This window comes from Alcanivorax sp. S6407 (genome assembly GCF_023016115.1).
In the GTDB taxonomy this organism is placed as follows: Bacteria; Pseudomonadota; Gammaproteobacteria; order Pseudomonadales; family Alcanivoracaceae; genus Alcanivorax.
Genome location: NZ_JALKBH010000002.1, coordinates 127,467 through 150,149, shown reverse-complemented (window position 1 = coordinate 150,149; position 22,683 = coordinate 127,467). Strand labels below are relative to the sequence as shown.

Sequence of the window (22,683 nt, the reverse complement as noted above, 5' to 3'; positions counted from 1 at the left end):
TGGCAGTCCTTGAAATCGACATGCAGGGCGTCGAGCTTCCAGGATCGACAAAGCATGCGCAGGCTTTTTTATTTGAAAAGCTTCAAAAGTACGAGCGGGAAGGTGCAACGGTATGAGTCTGGTGAAATGGGTGGACTTTCAGTCGCTGGGAGATGAACGCGGCAGCCTGGTTGCCGTGGAAATCGGCATGGAAAAAGCCGTACCGTTTGATATCAAGCGCGTGTATTACATCTACCATACCGAGCAGGGCGTAAGCCGTGGCTATCACGCCCATAAAAACCTCAAGCAGGTTGCCATCTGTGTGGCGGGTAAATGCCGCATGGTGCTGGATGACGGCCAAACGCGCGAAGATGTCTGGCTGGATTCACCCACCCGAGGGTTGGTGATTGAAGACATGATCTGGCGGGAAATGCATGACTTCAGTGAGGATTGCGTTCTGTTGGTGTTGGCCAGTGAGCACTACGACGAATCAGATTACATCCGCGATTACGACGAATTCCTGAAAGGGGTATCTCTGTGAGTGTTATTCACCCTTTGGCGGACGTGACGGACTGCGAAGTTGGTGCTGGAACCCGAATCTGGCAATACGCCGTCATTCTTGAAGGCGCGAAAATCGGAAATGACTGCAATGTGTGCGCACACACTCTGGTAGAGGGCGATGTCATTATCGGGGACAGAGTCACCGTCAAGTCCGGTGTGTTCCTGTGGGATGGGACCCGGATTGGCGATGATGTCTTTATCGGCCCCAACGCGACCTTTACCAATGACCCAATGCCCCGCTCCAGACAATACCCGGAGAAATTCGACGGGATCATCGTTGAATCAGGCGCCAGTATCGGCGCGAATGCCACGATATTGCCAGGCATCGTGATCGGTCAGCGTGCCATGGTGGGGGCCGGTGCGGTGGTAACCCGCGATGTGCCCGCCAATGCAGTCGTGGTAGGCAATCCGGCAAAAGTCATCAGGTATATAGAAGAATGATTCCATTTCTCGATCTAAAAGCCATCAATCAGCAGTACCGTGATGAACTGGTTGAAGCGGGCACCCGTGTGATTGATTCCGGCTGGTATATCCAGGGCCAGGAAGTCGAGGCCTTTGAAAGGGAATTTGCCGACTATTGTGGCACGCAGCATTGCATTGGCGTGGCCAACGGTCTGGATGCACTGACGTTGACCCTGCGGGCCTGGAAAGAGCAAGGCAGGTTGAAGGAGGGCGATGAAGTCATCGTCCCAGCCAACACCTACATTGCCAGTGTGCTGGCCATCACTGAAAACCGACTTAAACCAATCTTGGTTGAGCCGGATGAGGCCACGTTCAACCTGTGCCCGGAAAAGACCGCAGCCGCCATTACCCCAGACACCAAAGCCATTCTGGCCGTTCATCTTTACGGGCAGATAGCCCCCATGAAGGAAATCATGGCGCTAGCGAAAGCTCACAACCTGTTGGTATTGGAAGATGCCGCCCAGGCACATGGTGCCTCCATTGAGGGCAAGAAGGCCGGCAGCTGGGGCGATGCAGCAGGATTCAGTTTTTACCCGGGCAAGAATCTGGGCGCACTGGGGGATGGCGGTGCTGTCACCACGGATGATGCCGACTTGGCAAAGACCATTCGGGCGCTGGGTAACTACGGCAGTCACAAGAAATACGAAAACCGCTATCAGGGCGTAAACAGCCGCCTTGATGAGATCCAGGCGGCCATGCTCAGGGTGAAGCTGCGCCATCTGGACGAAGAAATTGAACACCGGAGAAAGGTGGCGGAGCACTATCTTGCCAATATTGATAATCCCGTCATCCAGCTCCCTGCAGCAGGTGAACGGGAAAGCCATGTATGGCACTTGTTTGTGGTACGCACAGACAAGCGGGATGAGCTCCAGCAGCATTTGAGTGAAAACCATGTGCAAACATTGATCCATTACCCGCTTCCGCCGCACAAACAGCAGGCTTATGTCGAATGGACGACACTCAATTATCCCATAACTGAATCTATTCATGGCTCTGTGTTGAGTTTGCCAATAGGACCGACGCTTTCATTTGCGGACATGAAGATCGTAGCGGGTTCATGCTCGGCATGGTCCGATAACTAATTGGAGTCATGACTTTGATTCGTAAATTGATAAGTGGGTATTCCGAAGAGCTGGTTCGAGGCGTTACAGGGGTTGCCGGGCTGAGGGTGCTCGGTGTTCTTATTGGGTATGTGTTCGTAATTATTGTTTCTCGGAATTTTGGAGCAACCGCTCTTGGGGAGTACCAGCTTACGGTTCAGGTAGTAGCAACGTGCACTCTTTTTTCAACACTGGGTTTTAATCAGCTAACTTTGAAATACGGTTCGCGTTACGGAGAATCAGGGAAGGTTCCAAAGCCATTCAAAAAGGCGCTGCTTAAGTGGGTTGGTGTTGCTATATCAGCCTCGTTGGTCACTTCGTTTCTGCTGGCAATTTTCTCAGAAGGTGTGGCAATTTATTTTTTTAGTGGGGAAGAAGCAAAAAAATATATTCTGCTCGCAGCAGTTGTTGTCCCTTTTCAGCTTTTCAATAGTCTCGCCTGTGAGCTTTTTCGAAGTCTTAAATTGATAGCGTTTAGTGAGTATTTGAGAAGCATTCATGTTAGATGTGCCAATCTGGTTATAGTGGCTGCCTTCGTTTTATATTCGGAAAGACCGGGAAGTGATATTGTTGTATTTTCTTTTATGGTGGCAACCATAAGTGCGTTTGTCTTGGCTGTATTGATTTTTTGGAAGAAAATACAGAACGGTAATGATCAGGCTCCTGATGCTACTGCTGATAATGAAATAAATGAATTAACGCTCAAAAAAAGTCTTGGTCAGTCTTGGCCTATGTATCAGTCTTTGCTATTGATGTTCGCCTCGACGCAAGCGCTTGTTTACATATTAGCATATTTTGAGAGCCCAGCTGAGGTGGCCAAATACAATGTTTCTCTACAAGTTGCGAATCTGGCAAATTTCATTTTTGCGTCGGTAGTAACTGTGGCAGCGCCTATGTATTCTCGTGATTATTCGGCCGGACATGACAAGCTTAAGCAGACAATTAGAGAAAGTTCACGAATCATCTTTTGGGCAAGTGGAACGGCGTCGCTTGGAATAGGGTTGTTGAGTTATCCCATACTCCTCGTATTTGGTGATGTTTTTGCACAGGCATGGAATGTCCTTGTTATATTGGCGGCGGCTAATTTTATAAACGCATTTACCGGAGCTTCCGGAAACCTTTTGGACATGACTGGCGGCCACAAATGGCGAAAGAATATTCTTTTTGTGAATGCAGCGTTAACTTTACTTGTCGCATTCTATGCTATTCATGCTTTTGGTGCTGCCGGTGCAGCTATTGCGTATTTTTTTAACATGTGCTTCGGGAACATTGTTGGCGTTTATGTTGTGTATAAGCGACTAGGTATTAATATGATGTATTTCCCATGGCAAAAGGTTTCGGGTTCGTGATGAATAAGAAAGAAGATTTGAAGTCAACGAAGACTCCTGATTTTTTGATTGTTGGTGCTGCCAAGTCAGGCACATCATCCTTGCATGCTTATTTAAGCAAGCATCCGGATATTTATATGCCGGAAAAACAGAAGGAGCTTTATTTCTGGCATGCAAAAACAAATCCAAACAGATCTATAGTAGAGCATCGCGGGGTGGCGCGTGTTCCGGTAATACTTGAAGATTATTTAAGTTACTTTTCTGACGCTGAAGATGGGCAGATAACTGGAGAGGCATGCCCTTCCTATTTGTATTACTGCGATCATGTTCTCGATAATCTTAAAAGTCATCATGCTGATTGGAAAAATATTAAAATAGTGATCATTTTACGTGAGCCTGTGAGCAGGATTCTTTCTCAATATCGCTTTGTTTGTAAGCATCGCCTTGATCCTGACCACCTTGATTTTTGCGCATCACTTGAGGCTGAAAAATCTAGGCTTAATGATAATAAGGTTTTGCCTGATTTGTTTTATGTTGATGTATCAATGTATGTTAAGCAGGTGGACTTTTATATTAATAATTTTAATAATGTTTATGTGTGCCTTTATGATGACCTTAAAGAAAATCCCCGTAAGTTAATAGCTGATCTTTGTGGATTTGTTGGAGTGGATGCTGAAAAACTACCAATTTCTGACTTCGAAATTGTTAATGGCTCGTCGGGCGCAAAGCGTTTGAAGTATCCGGCGATTGATTTTTTGGTTCAAAAAAAAATCAAGCCTATGCTTCAGTTTTTGCCTGATAAAGTAAAGAAAATTCTCCGGATGAATTTTGAAAAAATAGTATCAGAGCCCGTCAACATTTCCTCGAATTCTGTTCTTGAGCTTAAAACTAAGTTTCAAAGTGAAGTTTCAGACCTTGAGAATCTTATCAAAAGAGATTTGTCAGAATGGAAATTTGACAAGACAGATTGATGTGATTTTTTTAGTTTGTGGAGATTTTGTCTGTGGGAAATGGAGAGGATCTGGTTACTTTTGCTGTGTTTGCATATAACCAGGAAAAATATATTCGTGCGGCTGTCGAAGGTGCTTTTTCTCAAGATTATGGGAATCTTGAAATTATATTGTCTGATGACTTCTCCTCTGATCTCACATTTGAGATTATGAAGGAAATGGCAGCCAATTATAATGGAAGTCACAAAGTAATCTTGCGCCAAAGTTCAGAAAATCTTGGGCTGGGACTGCATGTTAAAGAAGTTTCAGATCTGGCGCAGGGCGAGTTTATTGTCGTGGCTGCCGGCGATGATGTCTCGTTGCCTCATCGCACTAGAGCTATTATTGATGTAATGAAAAAAGACGGCACAAAGTTTGCTGCAAGCAATTACAATAGAATAGATGAAAGCGGTGCAGTTTTAGATTATAACCTGAAGAATGATTATTCTGATAATAATCTGTGGGCATTGATTGACTCGGATTCTTCATGTTTCGCCAATGGGGCTGCAGCTGCATACGATATTAACTTTTTCCGTGGGGCTCTGAATTCTGCAATAAAAACAATAAAATCTGGATGGCTTTTTAATGAGGATATTTTGTTTGCGGCATACGCTGCAGCTATAGATGAAAAGCCTTCAGAATACACTGGCTCTTCATTGTTAAACTACAGAGTTGTTTCTTCCTCTCTATCGAATTTTGCATCGCGCGATAACTCTTATAGAGAAGAAATTAGGAATTTGAAGCGTGAGATTTTTCGATTTTCAACAAGGCTTGCAGTTCTTGACGCGATAATAGAGTTGTCGGATAGCTATCCGAGCTTTGCTTCTAAGCTCAATATGAGTGTTATATCAACACAAAGAAGGCTGTGTGAAATTGAGTTGGCAGCCAGTAGTGATAGATTTGTAGATCGATTTAAAAATATTTTTTATGCAGGTAATCTGGATGAATTAAGAATATGTTTGGCAAGAGTTTTTGGCCTTAAAGTGCTAGCGGCTCTCAGGTTTTTGTCAAAAAAAATAAAGCAAATTTAACGGTGATAAATTCATGAATTTTACAGCTTCTAGTGAGCCTGTTATTTCTGTAGTTATTCCCTGCTTTAATTCGGAAAAGTGGCTTGCTGAAGCGATAAATTCAGTTTTGAGTCAATCAGATGACAGAGTAGAACTTGTTATCGTTAATGACGGTTCAACAGATGGAACTCAAGGTGTTGCGGAAAGTTTTGGTGACAAAATTGTTCTGATTAACCAAGCTAACTCGGGGGTGAGTGCGGCCAGAAGAAATGGTGTGCGTCGAGCCTCAGGGAAGTATATCAAGTTCCTCGATTCTGATGACCTGCTCCCAGATGGTGCTCTTGCTGTTCTGCTGGAAGCCGCAGACCGTTTTCAAGGTGAGGCAATAATTGGGAATGCAGTGGCCATCTCGTCAGAGGGCCTTCCGCTTGTCGGGAATATGTATGGGCTAGCGTATCAGCCATCTGATGGCGACTTTATTAAAAAGGAGTTTCTTCTTACTCAGGCAACGCAGGTTGGTTTGTGGCTTTTACCTAAATATCTAATAGATGATGATCGTTTTTATGATCCCAATATAAGTTTAGGTGAGGAGTATTTATTTTGTATGCAAATTGTCAGGGCCGAGCTTCCGATAAGATATTGTAATCAACTGGTCTGTAAAATTCGTGTACACAGTGATGGTTCGAGGCTTTCCTCTACAAGGGATGAATCTAAACACCTTTTGCAGGTGGATTTGATTTCTAGAGTGGTGGATTTTATCAGTAATGAGATTGATGACTATTCAGAGGAGGCGTTAGAAAATATCGCACGCCTTTGCTGGTCGAGAGGGCGGCACTGTCTAAGGATTGGCTGTCCAAATGCGGCAGTTTCATATTTTGATCTTGGTAAAAAAATTAATCCTGGCCTGCAACCCGTAGGTGGCTTCTTTTATAAAGTGGCGTGCAAGACTTGGGGGCCGGTTTTTACAGAGAATGCCTTTGAGAATATAAAAGAAATTACGAGAAAGGGGTGTAAGAAATAGTGAGTAGAATTGCGGTGCTTATCCCTGATTTTCGTGCAGGCGGAGCTGAGCGTGTTAATTTGCTGCTGCTCCATGAGTTTGTCAATCAGGGGTTTGATGTAGATCTTCTGCTCTTGAACAAACGGGGTGTGTTACTGAGCGAGGTCCCCGAGCAAGTCAGGGTTATTGATCTTCAGGCGGGGCGAATTAGAAAGGCATTCTTGCCACTGGTTAATTACTTGAGAGTGAATCGGCCGGATGTTCTGCTAGCCTCCATGTGGCCATTATCCAGTTTGGCTGTGTTTGCTGGAAAATTCTCACACTTTCGTGGCCGTTTGGTGGTGGTAGAGCATTCCGCCCTTTCTCAATCTCCGCAAAACTATGGACTGGCTGGTTTTTCGCTTCGAAAGAGTATGCGTTGGATCAATTCACATGCCGATTGTGTTGTCGGTGTCTCAGCCGGTGTAATTGAGGATCTCAAATTGCTAGGGTTGCCCTCATGTAACACTCGCGTCATTCATAATCCGATTTCTATAAGTGAGGAAACTGTAGTCCCAGCCTCGTGGAAAGATCATCCCTGGATGAAAAGTGGTGGTTCACATCGCCTACTGGCTGTGGGGTCACTTAAGCTGGCCAAAGATTATCCTGCGTTACTCCATTCAATGAAGAAGCTTGTCCATTCTGGATCTGACGTATCTTTGCTTATACTTGGAAGTGGTGCATTGCAGCCACAGCTGGAAGAGCTGTGCCAAGTTCTTGGGATCGAAAATCATGTTCATTTCGGCGGTTTCGTTTCAGACCCTGCGCCTTTTTACCGACGAGCCGATTTGTTTGTTCTTTCTTCAGCGTGGGAAGGTTTCGGAAATGTTATTGTTGAAGCTCTGGCTGTGGGTACGCCTGTGGTCTCAACAGACTGTAAATCAGGCCCTGCCGAAATTCTTGAAAACGGCAAATATGGCAAGCTTGTGCCGGTTGGTGACCCTGCTGCTTTGGCCAACGCCATAGAAGAGTCATTATCTGAACCTTTTGATCCCGAAAAGCTCAAGGCGAGAGCCAAGGATTTTTCTCCTGACGTTATTGCGAAGAAGTACCTTGATTTATTTGACCACTGAATTCGTTTATTTTTCGGGGTTCGACAATGCTAACGTTCAAAGATAATTTTGCAATCGGAATCAAGAATTGCCAATTTCAGGTTGACGTTCCTGGAATCCTTTACCGTGGATTGTGGCCTGGAGGAAACCCTTTCATTAAAGGTTTTCACACCCGGCGATGTATTTTTATACACATCCCCAAGGCTGCCGGAAGCAGTGTCGGCAGGGCTCTCTTTGGAGAATCTGTGGGGCATAGACCCATCCGCCGTCATATGGCTTATTCTCAAGAATTGGTTGATCAGTACTATAAGTTCACTTTTGTCAGGAACCCCTGGGATAGGCTTTATTCTGGCTATAACTATTTTCATCATTGTATTGGCATGACACAACACAGGGACCACCGTTGGGCTACTCAGATGTTGGCTCGGTTCTCTGGATTTGAGGAATTTGTTAATGCGCTTTCTAATCCTGTCTTTGCCAAGACTATAAAGCGATATGATCACTTTAGGGACCAAAGAGATTGGGTGTGTGATCCGTCGTCAGGAAAAATGATGATGGATTTCGTGGGTAGGTTTGAGAATTTGGAGCATGACTATAATGTCGTTTGTGATCGTTTGGGGGTCACTCAAAATCTTCCTCATTATCGGAGAGGTAGTGGCAATGATTACCGAACTCACTACTCGGATAAAATGATTGATATTGTTAGCAGGGTTTACGGGCAGATGTTTATGAATTTTCATACAAGTTTGACTAATAATGACCAAATCGATTTTTGTTACAAATAACGGTCTTCTGGATCATATTGGTGTTGCTCAAGTTGCGCCTTATTTGAATGGGCTTGCGTGCAAAGGGCACCAGTTGAAAGTTGTCTCCGTAGAGCAGGAACCTGATTCCTTAGAATCATTTAATAATGAGGTTTCTGCGCTATTCCCTTCATTCGGAATTCAGCATTTTCCTGTTTTTTTGTCTGGCGGTATCTCTCGGGTTCTTACACGATTCATCAATCCATGGCGAATAAAAAGAAAGCTAACGCGTTTAGTGTTAAGTGAACAGCCTGAGGTTATTCACTGTCGTAGCTACATGCCACTAAAGACTGTTCTTGATGTTACCAGGACACTAGGTATTCCCTTTGTTTTTGATATGCGCGGTTTCTGGATCGATCAAAGAGTCGAAGGGGGGCAGTGGAAATCTGGAAGCCTGTTTTGGAAAATGGTTGAGGTCTATTTTAGGCGTATTGAGAGAGAGGCAATATCTCGTGCGTCTGTAATTGTAACGCTCACAAATGACGCCAGGGAAGTAATCCTTAAACATCCATCATATTCTGGTGCGAAAGTTGTCACTATCCCGTGTTCCGTTGACCAGGAAGCATTCAGGTTCGATGAGGGGAAAAGAGTTGAAGCCAGGAAGAAAATTGGCGTTAACAAGAAGGATTTTGTTCTTACCTTCCTCGGTGGTGGCAGTTCACTATATCGAAAAGATGTGGCATTTAGACTCTTTCAAAAGTTAAAGTCACGTGGTGTCTCGCCAAAGTTGCTTTTTATCGGTACCCATGATCCTGAATTATTGATCGAGGAAGCGTTACAGGTTTCTGTAGATCTGGAACTGGATGATCTAATCTGCCTCAAAGTGCCTCACGCTGAAGTGCCGGATTTGTTGTGTGCTTCTGATGTTGGGCTTTCTTTGATTATTCAGTCCTTCTCAAGCAAGGGGGTTTCAGCAACCAAAGTTGGAGAATATCTTTCTTGTGGATTGCCTGTGATTGCTAACGAGGGTGTAGGCGATATCAAGTCAATTATTACTGGCCGAGAGAATGGATTCGTTTTGTCTGACTTTTCAGATGAAAGTATTGATGAGTGTGCTTCTCTCATGGCGCAAGGAGGGTTCTGGGATCGCTCCTTGGTCCGTGAGAGCGCCAGAAAATACTTTAACCTTGATGAAGCTATATCGAAGTATGATGAAATCTATAACGATTTTGCTTCTTCTGAGAGGGCTTGATGGCGAATAAAATTCTGGCTGTAGATGTTTGTGGGACGTTGTTTGATGAAAACACCACTTCAGGCTTTGTTGTTCATTTTCATAAAGAAAACCATAGCCGGCGTATAGCTTATATTCTTAAAATCCTGAGTGGTCGGCGACGCGTTATTCCCTTTGTTATTGCTAAAATCGGAAGATTTGTTGGTGTTGATTTCCACAAAAAACTGTTCGTTTTAACCTTGAAGGGGGCGACTGCTGAGTCTCTACAGCGGGCCGCTGCCTCGTATTGCCTGTCTCTCAACGATAAAAGCATTTCCAGGACCAATGAAGTCATTGAGAGCATGAGGTCTTCAGGTTGGTCTCCTGTTTTGGCCTCAAATAGTCTTGATGTTGTTATCGATGCTATAGCAACAATGATGCAATTGCCGTCAGTATCATCAAAGCTTGAATTTAAGGGCGGCGTGTGTACAGGAAGATTGGAAAATGATATTGCGGGAAAGAAACGTAGCAGCCTTGAAGCATTTCTTGGTGTGAATTTAGACGAGATTGATTTTTCTGTTATTACAGACAATGAATCCGACTCCGATTTAATTCGGTCGGCTAAACCCGTTTATCTTGTTGCCAAGGGGCGACAAAAGCAATGGATGTCACAGTATAATGCTGAAATTATCTATTACTGATAGTAATAAATATATTTTGTGGGTGCCGTATTTATATACATTTTACTCAAGGACCAATTCCGTTCGGGATTTCGTCGTAAATGCAGCGACTTCCTGGGTTCCTGCATTCATATTGATCTTGGTTCTCTCTGGGCTTTCGTTTCTCGATTCTATCGTTTTTTTTATTTCTGGCTATGTGCTTTTTTTGTGTGTGTATGAAATTGGTTATGTGGCAAATGACTCTTATGGTTTGATTCATGATGAAACGCCAAGAGACAGGTTGGGGGTTTCGCCAACGAAGGGCTTCTTATCGGGATTCGTTATTGTCAGGTTGTTCGTGTTTTTGCTGCTGAGTTTGAAACTGAATATTCTTCATGATTATGTTTTTGTTACTGCTTATTCAGCTTTGATTTTATTATTGGTGGCTCATAACACGCTCAGGCGTGTCGAAATCAAGTTTTTTACATTTTTTCAGTTGTCACTGTTTCGCTATTCTCTACCGGTTGTTCCTGCTCTCGTTGTTGAGTCTGAATTGCCAAGTGTGGAATTGGTGTTTCTACTGGCTGCGGCTACTTTCACTTTACCACGGTTTATCACTTATCTTGATGCCAAGGGACGCCTTGACCTCCCTGAGCGTAAATTGCAGGGTTTTTTGATGAAGGCCTATTGTGCTGTCACCCCGATTGTAATTTACCTTGCAGTCCTGCATCAGAGTCTTGCACCTGTTCTCGTTTTGATTTGGCTGCTATTCGTTCAGTTTGTTTACAGGCTGGCTGCTCCCAAGTGGTAACCCCTGAGTATTGCGCATGATTCCTTATTGGTTTTTGTTTTTCTTGCCAGCTTTAGGACTCGTTTTATCAAATGGTGATTCTGCCAGGAGGCAGAGGCATCTATTTGCTTTTTTATGGCTTGTTTTTTCATTGGTTATCGGGCTTCGATATCAAGTTGGTGGTGACTGGTTTTCCTATATCAAGCATCTCAATGTCAGAACCGAAATGGATTTCCTGGATGTTCTCGCTGGAAGTGACCCTGGTTATTACCTCATCAACTGGTTTGTTGCTCAATTCGGCGGCGGGATTTATTGGATTAATACGATTTGCGGGATGATACTAATGGCGGGTGTTGTCCGCTTTGCAAGGCAGACCCCATTACCCTTTTTGGCACTATTGGTCGCTGTCCCGTATATGATTATTGTCGTGGGGATGGGATACACGCGACAGTCTGCGGCTTTGGGGTTGCTTCTCCTTGGGCTTGTCTCCCTGGGCAATCACAATATGCGTGGTTTCATGTTCTGGATCATACTGGGGTCGGCTTTTCATAAATCGGCGGTTTTAATGTTACCCGTTGCCGCCCTTGCCTCCACATCCAATCGGCTCTGGAGCCTCTTTTGGGGGGGCGTGATTTCACTAGTGGCTGCCTACTTTTTTGTTTTTGATTCGGCAGATAGGCTTTGGGCTAACTACGTTGAGGCTGAATATCACTCTCAGGGTGGCCTGATTCGGGTCATCATGAACGCCGTGCCTGCAGCCTTATTTTTCTTGTTGTCTCGGCGTATGCACTTGTCTGAGGCAGAGCAAAAACTCTGGTTCTGGATGTCTGTGCTTTCACTAGCGTGTATTCCTTTAGTTGGGCTGTCTTCTACCGCAACGGATCGTGTGGCACTTTATCTGATCCCTATACAGATGTTCGTGTTTTCACACCTGCCTTTTATTGTGAAAGAGCCTCGATGGCGTGCTGCTATTGCGCTAGCAGTGGTTTGCTATTACGCATTAGTGCAGTTTGTCTGGCTCGTTTTTGCCACCCATTCCCACTTCTGGGTTCCTTACCAAGTGTTTTTGCTTCTTTGACTTTGGCGCTTTTTGATGCAATCCGTTTTTCTCACATCCAACACCTCCTGGTATCTCTATAACTTCCGCAAAAGCACCATTCGGGCCATCCAGGCACAAGGCTATTCAGTGGTGTGTCTGTCCCCACTGGACGACTTTAGTCTGCGGTTGGAGACTGAGTTGGGGGTGAAGCACATTGCTCTTCCCATGGTGGGCAAGAGTACCGGGGTGGTTCAGGAGCTGAAGAGCCTGCTGTTTATCTGGCGAACCTTCCGCCGCTATCGGCCCGTGTTTGTTTTCAACTTCACCATCAAGCTGAATCTTTATGGCGGGCTGGCGTGCATCCTGTTACGGCTGCCCTTTGCCAATAATATCTCCGGGCTGGGTACGGCCTTTATTCATGACTCCTGGCTTTTCCGTCGGGTGCGGCAGGTGTATAGCTGGGTGAATCGGCATGCAAGACATCTGTTCTTCCAGAATGAGGAAGATCTGGCGGTGTTTCGGGACACCGGCTTGCTGGGGGCTACGCCATTGACGTTGTTGCCGGGGTCAGGTGTGGATCTTGAGCATTTTGGTGTGCAGCCCTTGCCGGAGGGTGATCAGGTTACCTTTGTGATGATTGCTCGGCTATTGGGTGATAAGGGCGTGCGGGAATATGCCGGTGCATGCCGTTTGCTCAAGGCGCAGGGGCTGCCGGTGCGTTGTCTGTTGGTGGGGCCGCTGGGAGTGAGTAACCACAGTGCCATTACTGAAGAGGAAGTGGTGGCCTGGCAGGGCGCAGGCTTTCTGGAGTATAGAGGTGCCACTGATGATGTGCGGCCTGTGCTGTCGGAGTCTCATGTGCTGGTGCTGCCATCTTACCGGGAAGGGATGCCTAGAACGGTGCTGGAAGCTGCTGCAATGGGCCGGCCTGCCATTGTGACGGATGTGCCGGGTTGCCGGCAGGCGGTTGTGGCTGGCGAGACGGGCTGGTTTTGCCAGGTGCGTGATGAGCAGTCTCTGGCTGAGCAGATGATTGCGGTAATCGGTATGGGGGCTGGACAGCTTCAAGCAGTTGGAGAAGCTGCACGGAAACGAATGGAATGCACCTTTAGTGAGAAGGTTGTTGTCGGCGCTTATATCAGCTGCCTGAATGGAATTAATGGGAAGGATTAACAGTAATAATGGCGATTGCATACCGCCCTGAAATAGACGGGCTCCGTTTTCTTGCTGTGGCGTTGGTTATTCTCCACCACCTTGGTATACCGGGTTTCAACGGAGGATTTGTCGGCGTTGACGTTTTTTTCGTCATCTCCGGTTATCTCATTACCTCCATTCTAGTAAAGGAAGTGAGCTCATCAGCCTTTTCTTTTGGCGGCTTTTACCGGCGTAGAGTGATCAGGCTGGCACCTGCTTACTTTCTAGTGCTGCTTGCTTCTGGAGTCTTGGCGTGCTTTACACTGCTCCCGGCGGAGCTAGTTCAGTTTGCCAAAAGCACGATTTATTCTACCTTCTTCGCGGCGAACTTCTTCATGTGGGACGCCGTGGGCGGGTATTTTGGATCCGGAGCTGATACCACTCCGCTGCTGCATTTGTGGTCTCTGGCGGTAGAGGAGCAGTTTTATCTTTTCTGGCCTGTTGGCTTTCTGGTTCTGGTGCGTCTGTTTCCATCCAGATTGTCGATATCGGCTGTTATCGTACTTATGTTGATTGCCACCGTTATGGTCTCTCAATATGGTGCCTTGAATTATCCCGCTGCAGCCTATTATCTGATGCCAACGCGAGCCTTTGAGTTGTTGATCGGCGCGGCACTTGTGTTTCTCCCCTCGTTCACTCTTGGGGGTTATTCTCGTTATGTACGGATGGTGCTTTCGGCCATGGGGTTGGGGTTGATCGCTTATTCTTCTATCTTCTTTGACAAGAGTATCTGGTTTCCAGGTCTGAATGCACTGATTCCCTGCATCGGCACGGCGTTGATCATTTTATTTGCCAGAGAAGGTCTTCCGATTGTTGGTCCCCTTCTGACAAACCGTTTTTCGGTCGCTATTGGCAAGATTTCTTATCCTGCATATCTATGGCACTGGCCGATCATCGCTTTCCTGAATATCCATCTCATTGAAATAACTCCTTCGATTGCGATGGCTGTTATCTCCGCCGCTTTGGTTTTGTCCTGGCTGACGTATCAGTTTCTTGAGTTGCCTGCCCGGCATTTCCGTTCGCGCTCCAGTTCTTGTGTAATTATGGCCGGGTTTGTCTTGCCTGCGGCTGTTTTCACGTTGATTGCATATGTGATTATCGCAAAAGGGGGGCTGCCGGTGCGGTTCTCTGAGGATCTGAATAGAAGGGCTGCTGCTGTGATGAGTCATGCGGATGCGGAGCGTGGACGCTGCAATGAAGGGCCTGTTTCAGCGCCCTTGCCCGAATATGACTGTGTTCTGGGTGTGAGAAAGAGTGATGTTGACATATTGCTTGTTGGTGATTCACATGCCAATCACTTCAGCGGAATGATTGACGTGCTGGCCCGAGAAGCCGGGCTAAGGGGGTACGACGTTACCCAAAGCAACTCAGTCTTTCTTATGAACACTGACAGGTATTACAAGCAAGGTAATGAGCTGGTTCACCATGCCAGCTTCCGAAAGCGTAATGACTATATAGCAACAGAGTTGCTTCCTCGTGGTTATCATTATGTTGTGCTGGGGGCGAGTTATGCGGGGCATATTAATGGGGGGCTGTTTACGCTAGGCGAGGATGAGCGTGGGATGGCAGATGACTCTCTATTTCATGATTCGCTGCGTGAAACGATCAAGGCTGTCGTTAGTTATGGTTCTGTCCCTGTCTTGATTAAAGGTAACCCTACTTTCGAAAGCGATATATCACGCTGCACGTTGAATAATCATCGTTTTGGTCTGGATGCGGACTGTAATCTCGTCCGGTCGGAGTTCGATTCCAGGTTTTCCGCCTGGAATAAAATGGTAGATAGCCTTGAGGCGGAATTTGACACCTTGATGGTTATTGACCCTTCCCGTGTCATTTGTGATGACGACTATTGCTACTCTGAGATTGATGGTTTGCCCTTGTACAAGGATGGTAACCACCTGAATTACATGGGGTCCGAGTTTGTTGGCGAACAGTATCTCAAGCATTTTGGTAATCCATTCCGTAATGAAATGGCGGCCCCTGATTAATTGCTGCTCTGGCGGCGGGCAGGGTTTGGCCGTGATTGAAACTTGATAACGGAACAGCCATGTACATCCTCTCCAAATTTGCCATTGCCTTGATTTCTCCGCTAGGAGCTTCGCTATTTCTTGGTGTGTTGGCTCTTTTGCTGGCGTTGGGGCGTCGGGCGCGGCTTTCTGTTTTCTGTGGTGTGTTGGCGGTGGTCTGGCTGGGTGCGTGGTCGTTGCCTGTGGCCAGCGATTGGCTGCGTGGCACGCTTGAGGGTCAATTCCCTCCGGTGGCAATTGCTTCAGTGCCTAGTGTTGATGCCATTGTCGTACTGGGGGGCGGGGTGACGCCGCCTTCTGTTGGTGCTGTGGTGCCCAATCTTGAGGCGGGCGCTGATCGAGTCTGGTTTGGGGCCCAGCTGTTTCATGCCGGTAAGGCGCCGTTGGTGGTGCTGAGTGGCGGGAGTGATCCGGATTACAGCGCCTTTTCCGAGGCGGAATCCATGGCACGGGTGATGGTGGCGCTGGGGGTGGGACGGGATGCTTTGCTGCTGGAGGATGACAGCCGGAATACCTCGCAGAATGCGGCTTATACTGCGGCGTTGCTGGAGGAGCGGGGGATTGAGCGGATTGTGCTGGTGACGTCGGCTTTGCATATGCCCAGGGCATTGGCGCAGTTTGAGGATGCGGGGCTGAGCGTGTTTGCGGCGGCGACGGATCATGAGGTGATGGCGCGGCCGGGGTGGCAGGGGTGGTTACCGAGTACGCGGGCGCTGGATGGGAGTGCGCGGGCGATGAAGGAGTGGGTTGGGGTTTGGGTTGGAAGGTGAAGAGCAGCTTCAAGCTACAAGCTACAAGCTACAAGGCAAGTCAAAGTCAAAAGATCGCCTGCGGGCAGGTTATGCGCTGCGCTTACCCCTTCGGGGCCGTCCTGCGGACGTTCCTTCGCTACGCTCGGTCCTACGGATGTTCCTTTGCTGCGCTCGGTCCTACGGGGCGTCCTTTGGATGGATCGCCTTGCGAGCAAGGCTCCTACAGGGGGTGTGGGGGTAGGTGGATGGGGTGAGTTTGTTTATCCCCAATTTGGGGGATTCGGGGTGGGGGTGGGTGGTATACAATTTGCTTTGTAATTTTTTGGTCATTGAGTAGTGGTTCACTGACTTGGTGCGTATAATCGCATCCGGTTCTGAATCATCGTCAGGACTTTTGTGCGGGAGGGGAGGGATGCCCCTTGGTTCCCGTTTTTGTTGCCAACAACCTGGTCTTGGGTGAAGTTCATGGAAGCGGCTGGCACATCTTTTCTTTCCGGGGTTTTTGCCCTGATTTCCCTGCGGATGCTGATGCCCTTTGCGGTGAAGTTCCGTCTGCTCGACAAGCCGAATCAACGTAAAGCTCACAAGGGTGCGGTGCCGCTGATTGGTGGGCTGAGTGCCTTTGTGGGGGTATGCCTGGGCTTTATGCTGGTGATGCCGCTCAATACTGGCTATGTGATTTTCCTGCTGTGTGCTTCGGTGCTGGTGGTGCTCGGCGCTATTGATGATGCCCGGGACATTTCTGCCAAGTTCCGTTTGTTTGCCCAGGTGGTGCTGGGTGCCTTGCTGGTGTACGGCTCTGGCGATTCGCTGGAATCCTTTGGGGATCTGGTGGGCCTGGGCGTGATCGAGCTGGGTGTGCTGGGGCCGTTGGTGTCTATTGCTGCGGTGATTGGTGCCACCAATGCCTTCAACATGATTGATGGTATTGATGGGCTGGCGGGGAGTTTGTCGCTGATTGCCTTGCTGTCGCTGGCGTTGCTGTTTTCGTTTTCTCCCGGGCATGAGGCCGGGTTGGCCTTGGCGGCGGGGCTGTCGTGCGCGTTGCTGCCTTATATGATGGCGAATCTGCGGATTCCGCCTTTCAAGCGTCGTATCTTCATGGGTGATGCCGGTTCCATGTTTATCGGCTTTGCCATTGTCTGGTTGATGATTCAGGGCGCGCCGCTGGAAGGTGCTGCGTTCCGGCCGGTGACGGCGTTGTGGATTATTGCTATTCCGCTGATCGACATGGTGGCGATCATGGTGCGCCGGGCCCGCAAGGGGCAGTCGGTGATGCGCCCGGATCGGGAGCATCTGCATCATATCTTCATGCGCGCCGGGTTCTCCGACCGTGAGGCGCTGGTGTTCATTACTGCTGTGGCGATGGCCTTTGCCGGTTTCGGGTTGCTGGGTGAGTTCCTGCAGATCCCGGAGTGGGTGATGTTTGTGGCGTTTGCGGTGGTGTTTGCGTTGTATGACTATGCGTTGAGCAATGTGTGGCGGTTGTTGGCGGTGTTTCGGCGTTCGCGGGCGGTTAAGAGCAGTTCAAAGTTGAAAGTTGAAAGTTGAAAGGGAAGGCAAGGTTAAAGGCAGCTACAAGCCTCAAGCTGCAAGCTGCAAGGAAGGGCAAAATCTAAAGATCGCCTGCAGGCAGGCCTACGGACGGTCTTCGCGGCGGAACCACTGCCCAAGCCCCCCCCGCTGCGGGTTCATTGTGGGAGCGTGCTTGCACGCGAATATCCAAAACCTTCGTCTGCAAGCAGACTCCCACAAAAAGCCAAACCTTTGCCTGAACCCCGGCTCTGGCTTTTGATTTCCCTCACAGCTCGAAGCTCATAGCTTAAAGCTGCCTTTTCCTTTCCTTGTAACTCCCATCGCGGTGGGACCACCGCTCCCACGAGAATACACCCAATCATGCCTGTGATTGACCCTGACGATCACAGAGCGCTCCTGCGGCGGTGGTGCGGATGGAAACGACTGCTACATTTGGGGGATGGGCGAGGGGGGGTAAAGGGCCTAAGCTGTCCACATTGAGGGTGCGCCAGGGATTGGCGTGTTGCTTGTTGCGTGATGCATGAAGCGAGTTTTAGACATGGATTGTCGTGTTCGGCCTCAGGATGAGGTGTTTCCGGATGTAGTGCACCATGGTGCGGTGCAGGGGGTGACGGGGTCTGCCCATGAGTGGGTGGTGAGTGACTCGGCATCTGTGCTGATTGACTGTGGGTTGTTTCAGGGCCGTGATACCGGCCCGGCTGGCGCGTCCGCGTCGGATCTTTCTATTGATTTCGATATCTCCCGTATTCAGGCGGTGGTGCTGACCCATGTGCATATTGATCATGTGGGGCGGCTGCCGTGGTTGTTTGCGGCCGGCTACGACGGGCCGGTGTATTGCAGTGAGCCGTCGGCCCGGTTGTTGCCGATTGTGCTGGAAGATGCCTTCAAGCTGGGGATCAGTCGCCAGCCTGCGCAGGTGGAGGCGTTCCTGAAGCTGCTGGATGAGCGGCTGGTGGCAGTGCCCTATGAGGACTGGGTGGCGTTACCTCTGGAGAGGGGCGCGGGGGGAGAGAAGGCCTTTATCCAGCTGTTGCCGGCGGGGCACATTCTGGGCTCGGCCTCGGTGTCTTGCCGGGATTCGCAGGGGCATGTGACGGTGTTTTCCGGGGATCTGGGGGCCAGGCTGGCGCCGATTCTGCGATCGGCGCAATCGCCGTACCGGGCGGATTGCCTGGTGATCGAGAGCACCTACGGGGATCGCATGCATGAGGGCCGGGCAGCCCGTTCGGCGCGGCTGGAGCGGGCACTGCTGCGGGCTATGGAAGATAAGGGCACGCTGTTGATCCCGGCGTTCAGTATTGGCCGCACCCAGGAGCTGCTGTATGAGCTGGAAGGACTGATTCATCGCCATCGCTCCGCTGCCATGAACGAACACCTCGACTGGGATGAATTGCCCATTGTGCTGGATTCGCCGCTGGCCAGCCGGTTTACCCGGGTGTACCGGGAACTGGATGCGTTCTGGGATGAGGAAGCCCGGGAGCGCCTGGATGAAGGGCGCAGGCCGCTGGGGTTCGAGCAGTTGCTGACCGTGGATGATCACGATGCCCATATGCGCATGGTGCGGCATCTGGCGGACAGTGCCCGGCCGGCGGTGGTGATTGCCGCCAGTGGCATGTGTGCCGGTGGCCGCATCATGAACTATCTCAAGGCCATGCTGGGGGATGCCCGCCATAACCTGCTGTTTGTGGGGTATCAGGCCTGGGGCACGCCGGGGCGGGCGATTCAGCAGCAGGGCCAGGGCGGGGAGGTGGAGCTGGATGGCGAGCGTTATTCGATTTCGGTGCCGGTGACCTCCATCAGTGGCTACTCCGCTCACGGGGATCAGCAGGATTTGCTGGATTTTGTGGCGGGGATGCAGGATCAGCCGCAGGAGGTGCGGGTGGTGCATGGGGATGCGGAAGCCAAGGCGGGATTGCAGGCAGCGTTGGAGGCGCAATATGGGCGGTGGGGATTGCCGGTGAAGGTGTGGTGTCCTTGAAGAGCAGATATTAGCTGTGAGCTATGAGCTACCAGCTGCGAGGAAAGTCAGGGGCAGAGCTGCAAGCTTCAAGCTGCAAGGTAAATCAAAGGCGAAGGCGCGACGCGCTTTTCTTGGTGGGACCACTGCTGCGGGGAAGGGCTCGCTTGCGCTCATCGTCATGCGAGCATGGACTCCTACGGGGGGGAGGCTGAGCTTTTGTAGGAGCCTTGCTCGCAAGGCGATCCGTCCGCAGGACGGCCCGTTATCGGAGAAGGAAAGGGCCTGATGCGTAAAGGGCCGCTGGGCGGCTGCGGGTTAGGCGCTTGGCATGTACAATCCGCCTTTGCTTTACGATTTTCCGCTGAAAGAGCCCTTTGAGTACCAGTGAGCCGTTGTTGATGAGCGATTTTATCCCCCTGCGTTGTGTCGATTCCCGGAAAACGGAGGGGGCCGTTCCTGTCGCTATCATCTCGCTGCAGGACGCAGCGGATCGTCGCTCATTGCTCTGCCAGGAAGGGTTGCCCAAGCCTTGGGTGGAGCACTACTGGGAAGCGACAGACCTGCGTAACCCGCCTGCCGATTATGTGTTGGAGGGCGTGGATACGGAGGCGTTTCAGGAAACCTACCACCGTCAACCTCTCACCGGTGAAGTCGGGTGTTCGAAATCTCACTATGCGGTGATTCAGCAGTTTGTTAACGGTTCCAGCGCGGATTATCTGTTGGTGTTGGAGGATGACATTCAACCCACATCGGAGCACTTTCTGGCACAACTGGAAGGCATCGTGAGGTTGTTGCGGCAGGCGAAGAATACGGATTTTGCCTGCCATCTTGGGCCAAAGCCTGTACACAGCGATACCTCGCTGTGCCGGCGGGTCAGGTCTAATATCCCCGGGGTGAAACTGAATCTGTATGTGGACAAGGAGCAGGGTGTCTGGCTGTCGCACGCCTACCTTATCGGTCGAGGTGCAGCGGAACGCTATCTGGCTGTTCAATCTCCTCTGCGCTATCTCTGCGATGACTGGCGTAGACTGAGAGAGGCGCTGGATATCAACCTCCTTTTTGTGGATTCCCCTGTCTTCGTCCAGTCGGAGGCGCTGGAATCCCATATTTCCGCTGACAATCAGTTCAGGGCCATGAAAACGGCCAAGCCCACTTCTTTCGCAGAGCGCATGGTGATCCGGCGTGGTCGATTCAATCTGTGGCTCAAGAAATGGGGTGTGATCTTTATCAAACATCTTTGGGGCTACCGTCTCAGGTAGATGCCCCCAGCATCGCCCCCTGTCACGGGATGGCGTAGAGTGTCTTTAGCGTCATTCATGGTTGCGGCCCTTGACCGATTCGGTGCCGCGCTTAACGGTGGATTGGCGCAAATGATAACGATGGAATTGCTTTAATGCTGAGCCAACTGAAAGAGTTATACCGACTGCTCAATCCTGAGCAACGCAAGAAGCTGCAACGCCTGCAGATCCTGGTGGTCATGATGTCATTTGCCGAGATCGCCGGGGTGGCGTCTATCGGACCTTTCATGGCTCTGGTGGGGGATATGAGCCTGATCGAGGGTGACGGGATCATTGGCGATGTGTATCGCTACACGGGCCTTGCCGAGCCCCGGACCTTCCTGCTGTTAATCGGGGCTTGCGTCATCGCCGTGCTGGCCACCGCGGCCTGTATTTCCACTTTTACGGTATGGCGCCTCTCCATGTATGGCGCCCGTGTGGGCAGCGAGCTTAGTAGCCGCTTGTTTCGTCATTACATGCATCAGCCCTGGTTATTCCATGCCGGCGGCAGCAGTAGCCAGCTGGTGAACAAGATTGCTCACGAAACGCAAAGAGTGACCAACGCCATCATCAATCCTCTCATGCAGATGAATGCCAAGCTGGTGATGGCCGCGTTGATGGCGACAGTGATTTTCTTCTATAACCCCCTGGTTGCCATTGGTGGTTTGCTGATCTTCGCCAGCGCCTATCTTCTTCTTTACCAATTGGTGAAACGCCGCCTGATTCGTAATGGCAAGAAGATCAGTGCTACCCAAAGGCAGCGTTTCATGCTGATGGGCGAGGGGTTTGGTGGCATCAAGGATTCCCTGTTACTCGGGCGTCAGGAGCTATTTATCCAGCGTTTCGAGCATGCCAGCCATCAATTGGCTGATGCCAATGGTGGGAACCAGGCGCTAACCCTTATGCCCCGCTATGCCATGGAGCTGGTAGCGTTTTCCAGCGTAATCATCCTGGTGCTGTATCTGCTGTTTTCTCATGACGGGAATTTCGCCAGTGTGCTGCCGGTACTGTCGGTGTATGCGCTGGCGGGTTTCAAGTTACTCCCCGCCTTTCAGCAAGTTTATAACGGTGTATCCCTGATTCGCGGCGGCCTCACTGCGTTTGAATCCCTGCGGGATGATTTGCGCGCCAGCGCACTGGCTGGAGGGGCGAGTGCCGAGATAACCCGTGAGCGGTTGGTTCCCCGCGAGGTTATTGCGCTTGACGACATTTCCTTTTGTTACCCCGGCAAAGAGGCTCCTGCACTGGATGGACTGAGTATGCAGATCCCCGTCAATAAGGTGATTGGGCTGGTGGGGGCATCTGGTTCCGGGAAATCCACGGTGATTGATATCTTGTTGGGGCTGATATCCCCCCAGCAGGGACGTGTGTTGATCGATGGTCAACGTTTGACCGAAGACAACCGCCGCGCCTGGCAAAACGGGTTGGGTTTTGTTCCCCAGTCGATCTTTCTTTCGGATAACAGTATTCGTGAGAACATTGCTTTTGGCTTGCCCGAGAGCCTGATTGACGAGGACAAGGTTCGCAGGGCTGCGTCCATGGCGCATCTGGATGAATTGCTGGCAGAGTTGCCAGAGGGGCTGGATACCCGGGTAGGCGAGCGCGGTGTGCAACTTTCCGGTGGGCAGCGGCAGCGTATCGGAATTGCCAGGGCGCTATATCACGATGCTGATGTGCTGGTGCTGGATGAGGCGACCAGTGCGCTGGATGGGATTACCGAGAAAATGATCATGGATGCGGTGCATGATTTCTCGGGCAAGAAGACCATCATCATGATTGCGCACCGGCTGAGTACGGTGAAGCAGTGTGACACCATTTACCTGATGGATCAGGGCAGGGTGATTGATCAGGGATCCTATCAGGAGCTGTCAGAGAACAACGCAACCTTCAGGCGCATGGCGGAGCATTCCTGACGGCGCAGTGATTTGCCATGGGTAAAGGCTCGCTTGCGCTTATCGTCATGCGAGCATGGACTC

At 49.9% G+C, this 22,683-nt stretch carries 20 protein-coding genes; all 20 read left to right on the top strand.

The window, feature by feature from the left end; all coding sequences use genetic code 11:
* The first annotated feature begins 112 nt into the window (after positions 1 to 112).
* The 20 genes from MWU49_RS03955 to MWU49_RS03860 all read left to right on the top strand — a co-directional run bounded on the left by MWU49_RS03955 (position 113) and on the right by MWU49_RS03860 (position 22,620).
* Positions 113 to 520: an FdtA/QdtA family cupin domain-containing protein gene (locus MWU49_RS03955; RefSeq protein ID WP_246968432.1), complete on the top strand. Its 408-nt coding sequence runs from the start codon at positions 113 to 115 to the stop codon at positions 518 to 520.
* Positions 517 to 981, top strand: a complete 465-nt coding sequence (locus MWU49_RS17755) for an acyltransferase (RefSeq protein ID WP_348646688.1) — start codon at positions 517 to 519, stop codon at positions 979 to 981. Before MWU49_RS03955 ends, MWU49_RS17755 begins: the two co-directional genes overlap by 4 nt.
* A complete protein-coding gene (locus MWU49_RS03945; protein ID WP_246968430.1) occupies positions 978 to 2,084 on the top strand; it encodes a DegT/DnrJ/EryC1/StrS family aminotransferase in 1,107 nt (368 codons plus the stop codon). The genes MWU49_RS17755 and MWU49_RS03945 overlap by 4 nt, the downstream gene beginning before the upstream one ends.
* An 8-nt stretch (positions 2,085 to 2,092) precedes the next feature.
* Positions 2,093 to 3,451: an oligosaccharide flippase family protein gene (locus MWU49_RS03940; RefSeq protein ID WP_246968428.1), complete on the top strand. Its 1,359-nt coding sequence runs from the start codon at positions 2,093 to 2,095 to the stop codon at positions 3,449 to 3,451.
* Positions 3,451 to 4,401 carry a sulfotransferase domain-containing protein gene (locus MWU49_RS03935; RefSeq protein WP_246970705.1) on the top strand — a complete coding sequence of 317 codons (951 nt, stop codon included), beginning with the start codon at positions 3,451 to 3,453 and terminating at the stop codon, positions 4,399 to 4,401. The genes MWU49_RS03940 and MWU49_RS03935 overlap by 1 nt, the downstream gene beginning before the upstream one ends.
* Positions 4,402 to 4,433: 32 nt before the next feature.
* On the top strand, positions 4,434 to 5,450 hold the full coding sequence (locus MWU49_RS03930; RefSeq protein WP_246968426.1) for a glycosyltransferase family 2 protein: 1,017 nt from the start codon (positions 4,434 to 4,436) through the stop codon (positions 5,448 to 5,450).
* Positions 5,451 to 5,463: 13 nt separating this feature from the next.
* The gene (locus tag MWU49_RS03925; protein WP_246968424.1) at positions 5,464 to 6,450 is read left to right on the top strand and encodes a glycosyltransferase family 2 protein; all 987 of its coding nucleotides are present in this window, start codon (positions 5,464 to 5,466) and stop codon (positions 6,448 to 6,450) included.
* A complete protein-coding gene (locus MWU49_RS17840) occupies positions 6,450 to 7,541 on the top strand; it encodes a glycosyltransferase (RefSeq protein WP_246968422.1) in 1,092 nt (363 codons plus the stop codon). Before MWU49_RS03925 ends, MWU49_RS17840 begins: the two co-directional genes overlap by 1 nt.
* Positions 7,542 to 7,567: 26 nt before the next feature.
* Positions 7,568 to 8,305 (top strand): sulfotransferase family 2 domain-containing protein, encoded by a 738-nt coding sequence (locus tag MWU49_RS03915; RefSeq protein WP_246968419.1) that lies wholly within the window; start codon positions 7,568 to 7,570, stop codon positions 8,303 to 8,305.
* A complete protein-coding gene (locus tag MWU49_RS03910) occupies positions 8,277 to 9,515 on the top strand; it encodes a glycosyltransferase (protein ID WP_246968417.1) in 1,239 nt (412 codons plus the stop codon). The genes MWU49_RS03915 and MWU49_RS03910 overlap by 29 nt, the downstream gene beginning before the upstream one ends.
* Positions 9,515 to 10,174, top strand: a complete 660-nt coding sequence (locus tag MWU49_RS03905) for a haloacid dehalogenase-like hydrolase (RefSeq protein ID WP_246968415.1) — start codon at positions 9,515 to 9,517, stop codon at positions 10,172 to 10,174. Before MWU49_RS03910 ends, MWU49_RS03905 begins: the two co-directional genes overlap by 1 nt.
* Entirely contained in the window at positions 10,152 to 10,943 is a 792-nt protein-coding gene (locus tag MWU49_RS03900; RefSeq protein WP_246968413.1) for a hypothetical protein, read from the top strand. The genes MWU49_RS03905 and MWU49_RS03900 overlap by 23 nt, the downstream gene beginning before the upstream one ends.
* A gap of 16 nt (positions 10,944 to 10,959) precedes the next feature.
* Complete coding sequence (locus tag MWU49_RS03895) at positions 10,960 to 12,000, top strand: EpsG family protein (RefSeq protein WP_246968411.1); 1,041 nt, start codon at positions 10,960 to 10,962, stop codon at positions 11,998 to 12,000.
* A gap of 15 nt (positions 12,001 to 12,015) precedes the next feature.
* Positions 12,016 to 13,134 (top strand): glycosyltransferase family 4 protein, encoded by a 1,119-nt coding sequence (locus MWU49_RS03890; RefSeq protein WP_246968409.1) that lies wholly within the window; start codon positions 12,016 to 12,018, stop codon positions 13,132 to 13,134.
* 8 nt (positions 13,135 to 13,142) lie between these two features.
* Positions 13,143 to 15,143: an acyltransferase family protein gene (locus tag MWU49_RS03885; RefSeq protein WP_246968407.1), complete on the top strand. Its 2,001-nt coding sequence runs from the start codon at positions 13,143 to 13,145 to the stop codon at positions 15,141 to 15,143.
* A 59-nt stretch (positions 15,144 to 15,202) separates the two neighbouring features.
* Positions 15,203 to 15,952 carry a YdcF family protein gene (locus MWU49_RS03880; protein ID WP_246968405.1) on the top strand — a complete coding sequence of 250 codons (750 nt, stop codon included), beginning with the start codon at positions 15,203 to 15,205 and terminating at the stop codon, positions 15,950 to 15,952.
* A 447-nt stretch (positions 15,953 to 16,399) separates the two neighbouring features.
* Positions 16,400 to 17,485 (top strand): UDP-N-acetylglucosamine--undecaprenyl-phosphate N-acetylglucosaminephosphotransferase, encoded by a 1,086-nt coding sequence (gene wecA / locus MWU49_RS03875; RefSeq protein WP_246968402.1) that lies wholly within the window; start codon positions 16,400 to 16,402, stop codon positions 17,483 to 17,485.
* Positions 17,486 to 18,008: 523 nt separating this feature from the next.
* Positions 18,009 to 19,448, top strand: a complete 1,440-nt coding sequence (locus MWU49_RS03870) for an MBL fold metallo-hydrolase (protein ID WP_246968399.1) — start codon at positions 18,009 to 18,011, stop codon at positions 19,446 to 19,448.
* A 380-nt stretch (positions 19,449 to 19,828) separates the two neighbouring features.
* Positions 19,829 to 20,689, top strand: coding sequence for a glycosyltransferase family 25 protein (locus MWU49_RS03865; protein WP_246968397.1), 861 nt, complete (start codon positions 19,829 to 19,831; stop codon positions 20,687 to 20,689).
* A 134-nt stretch (positions 20,690 to 20,823) separates the two neighbouring features.
* Complete coding sequence (locus MWU49_RS03860) at positions 20,824 to 22,620, top strand: ABC transporter ATP-binding protein (protein WP_246968395.1); 1,797 nt, start codon at positions 20,824 to 20,826, stop codon at positions 22,618 to 22,620.
* Positions 22,621 to 22,683 lie beyond the last annotated feature (63 nt).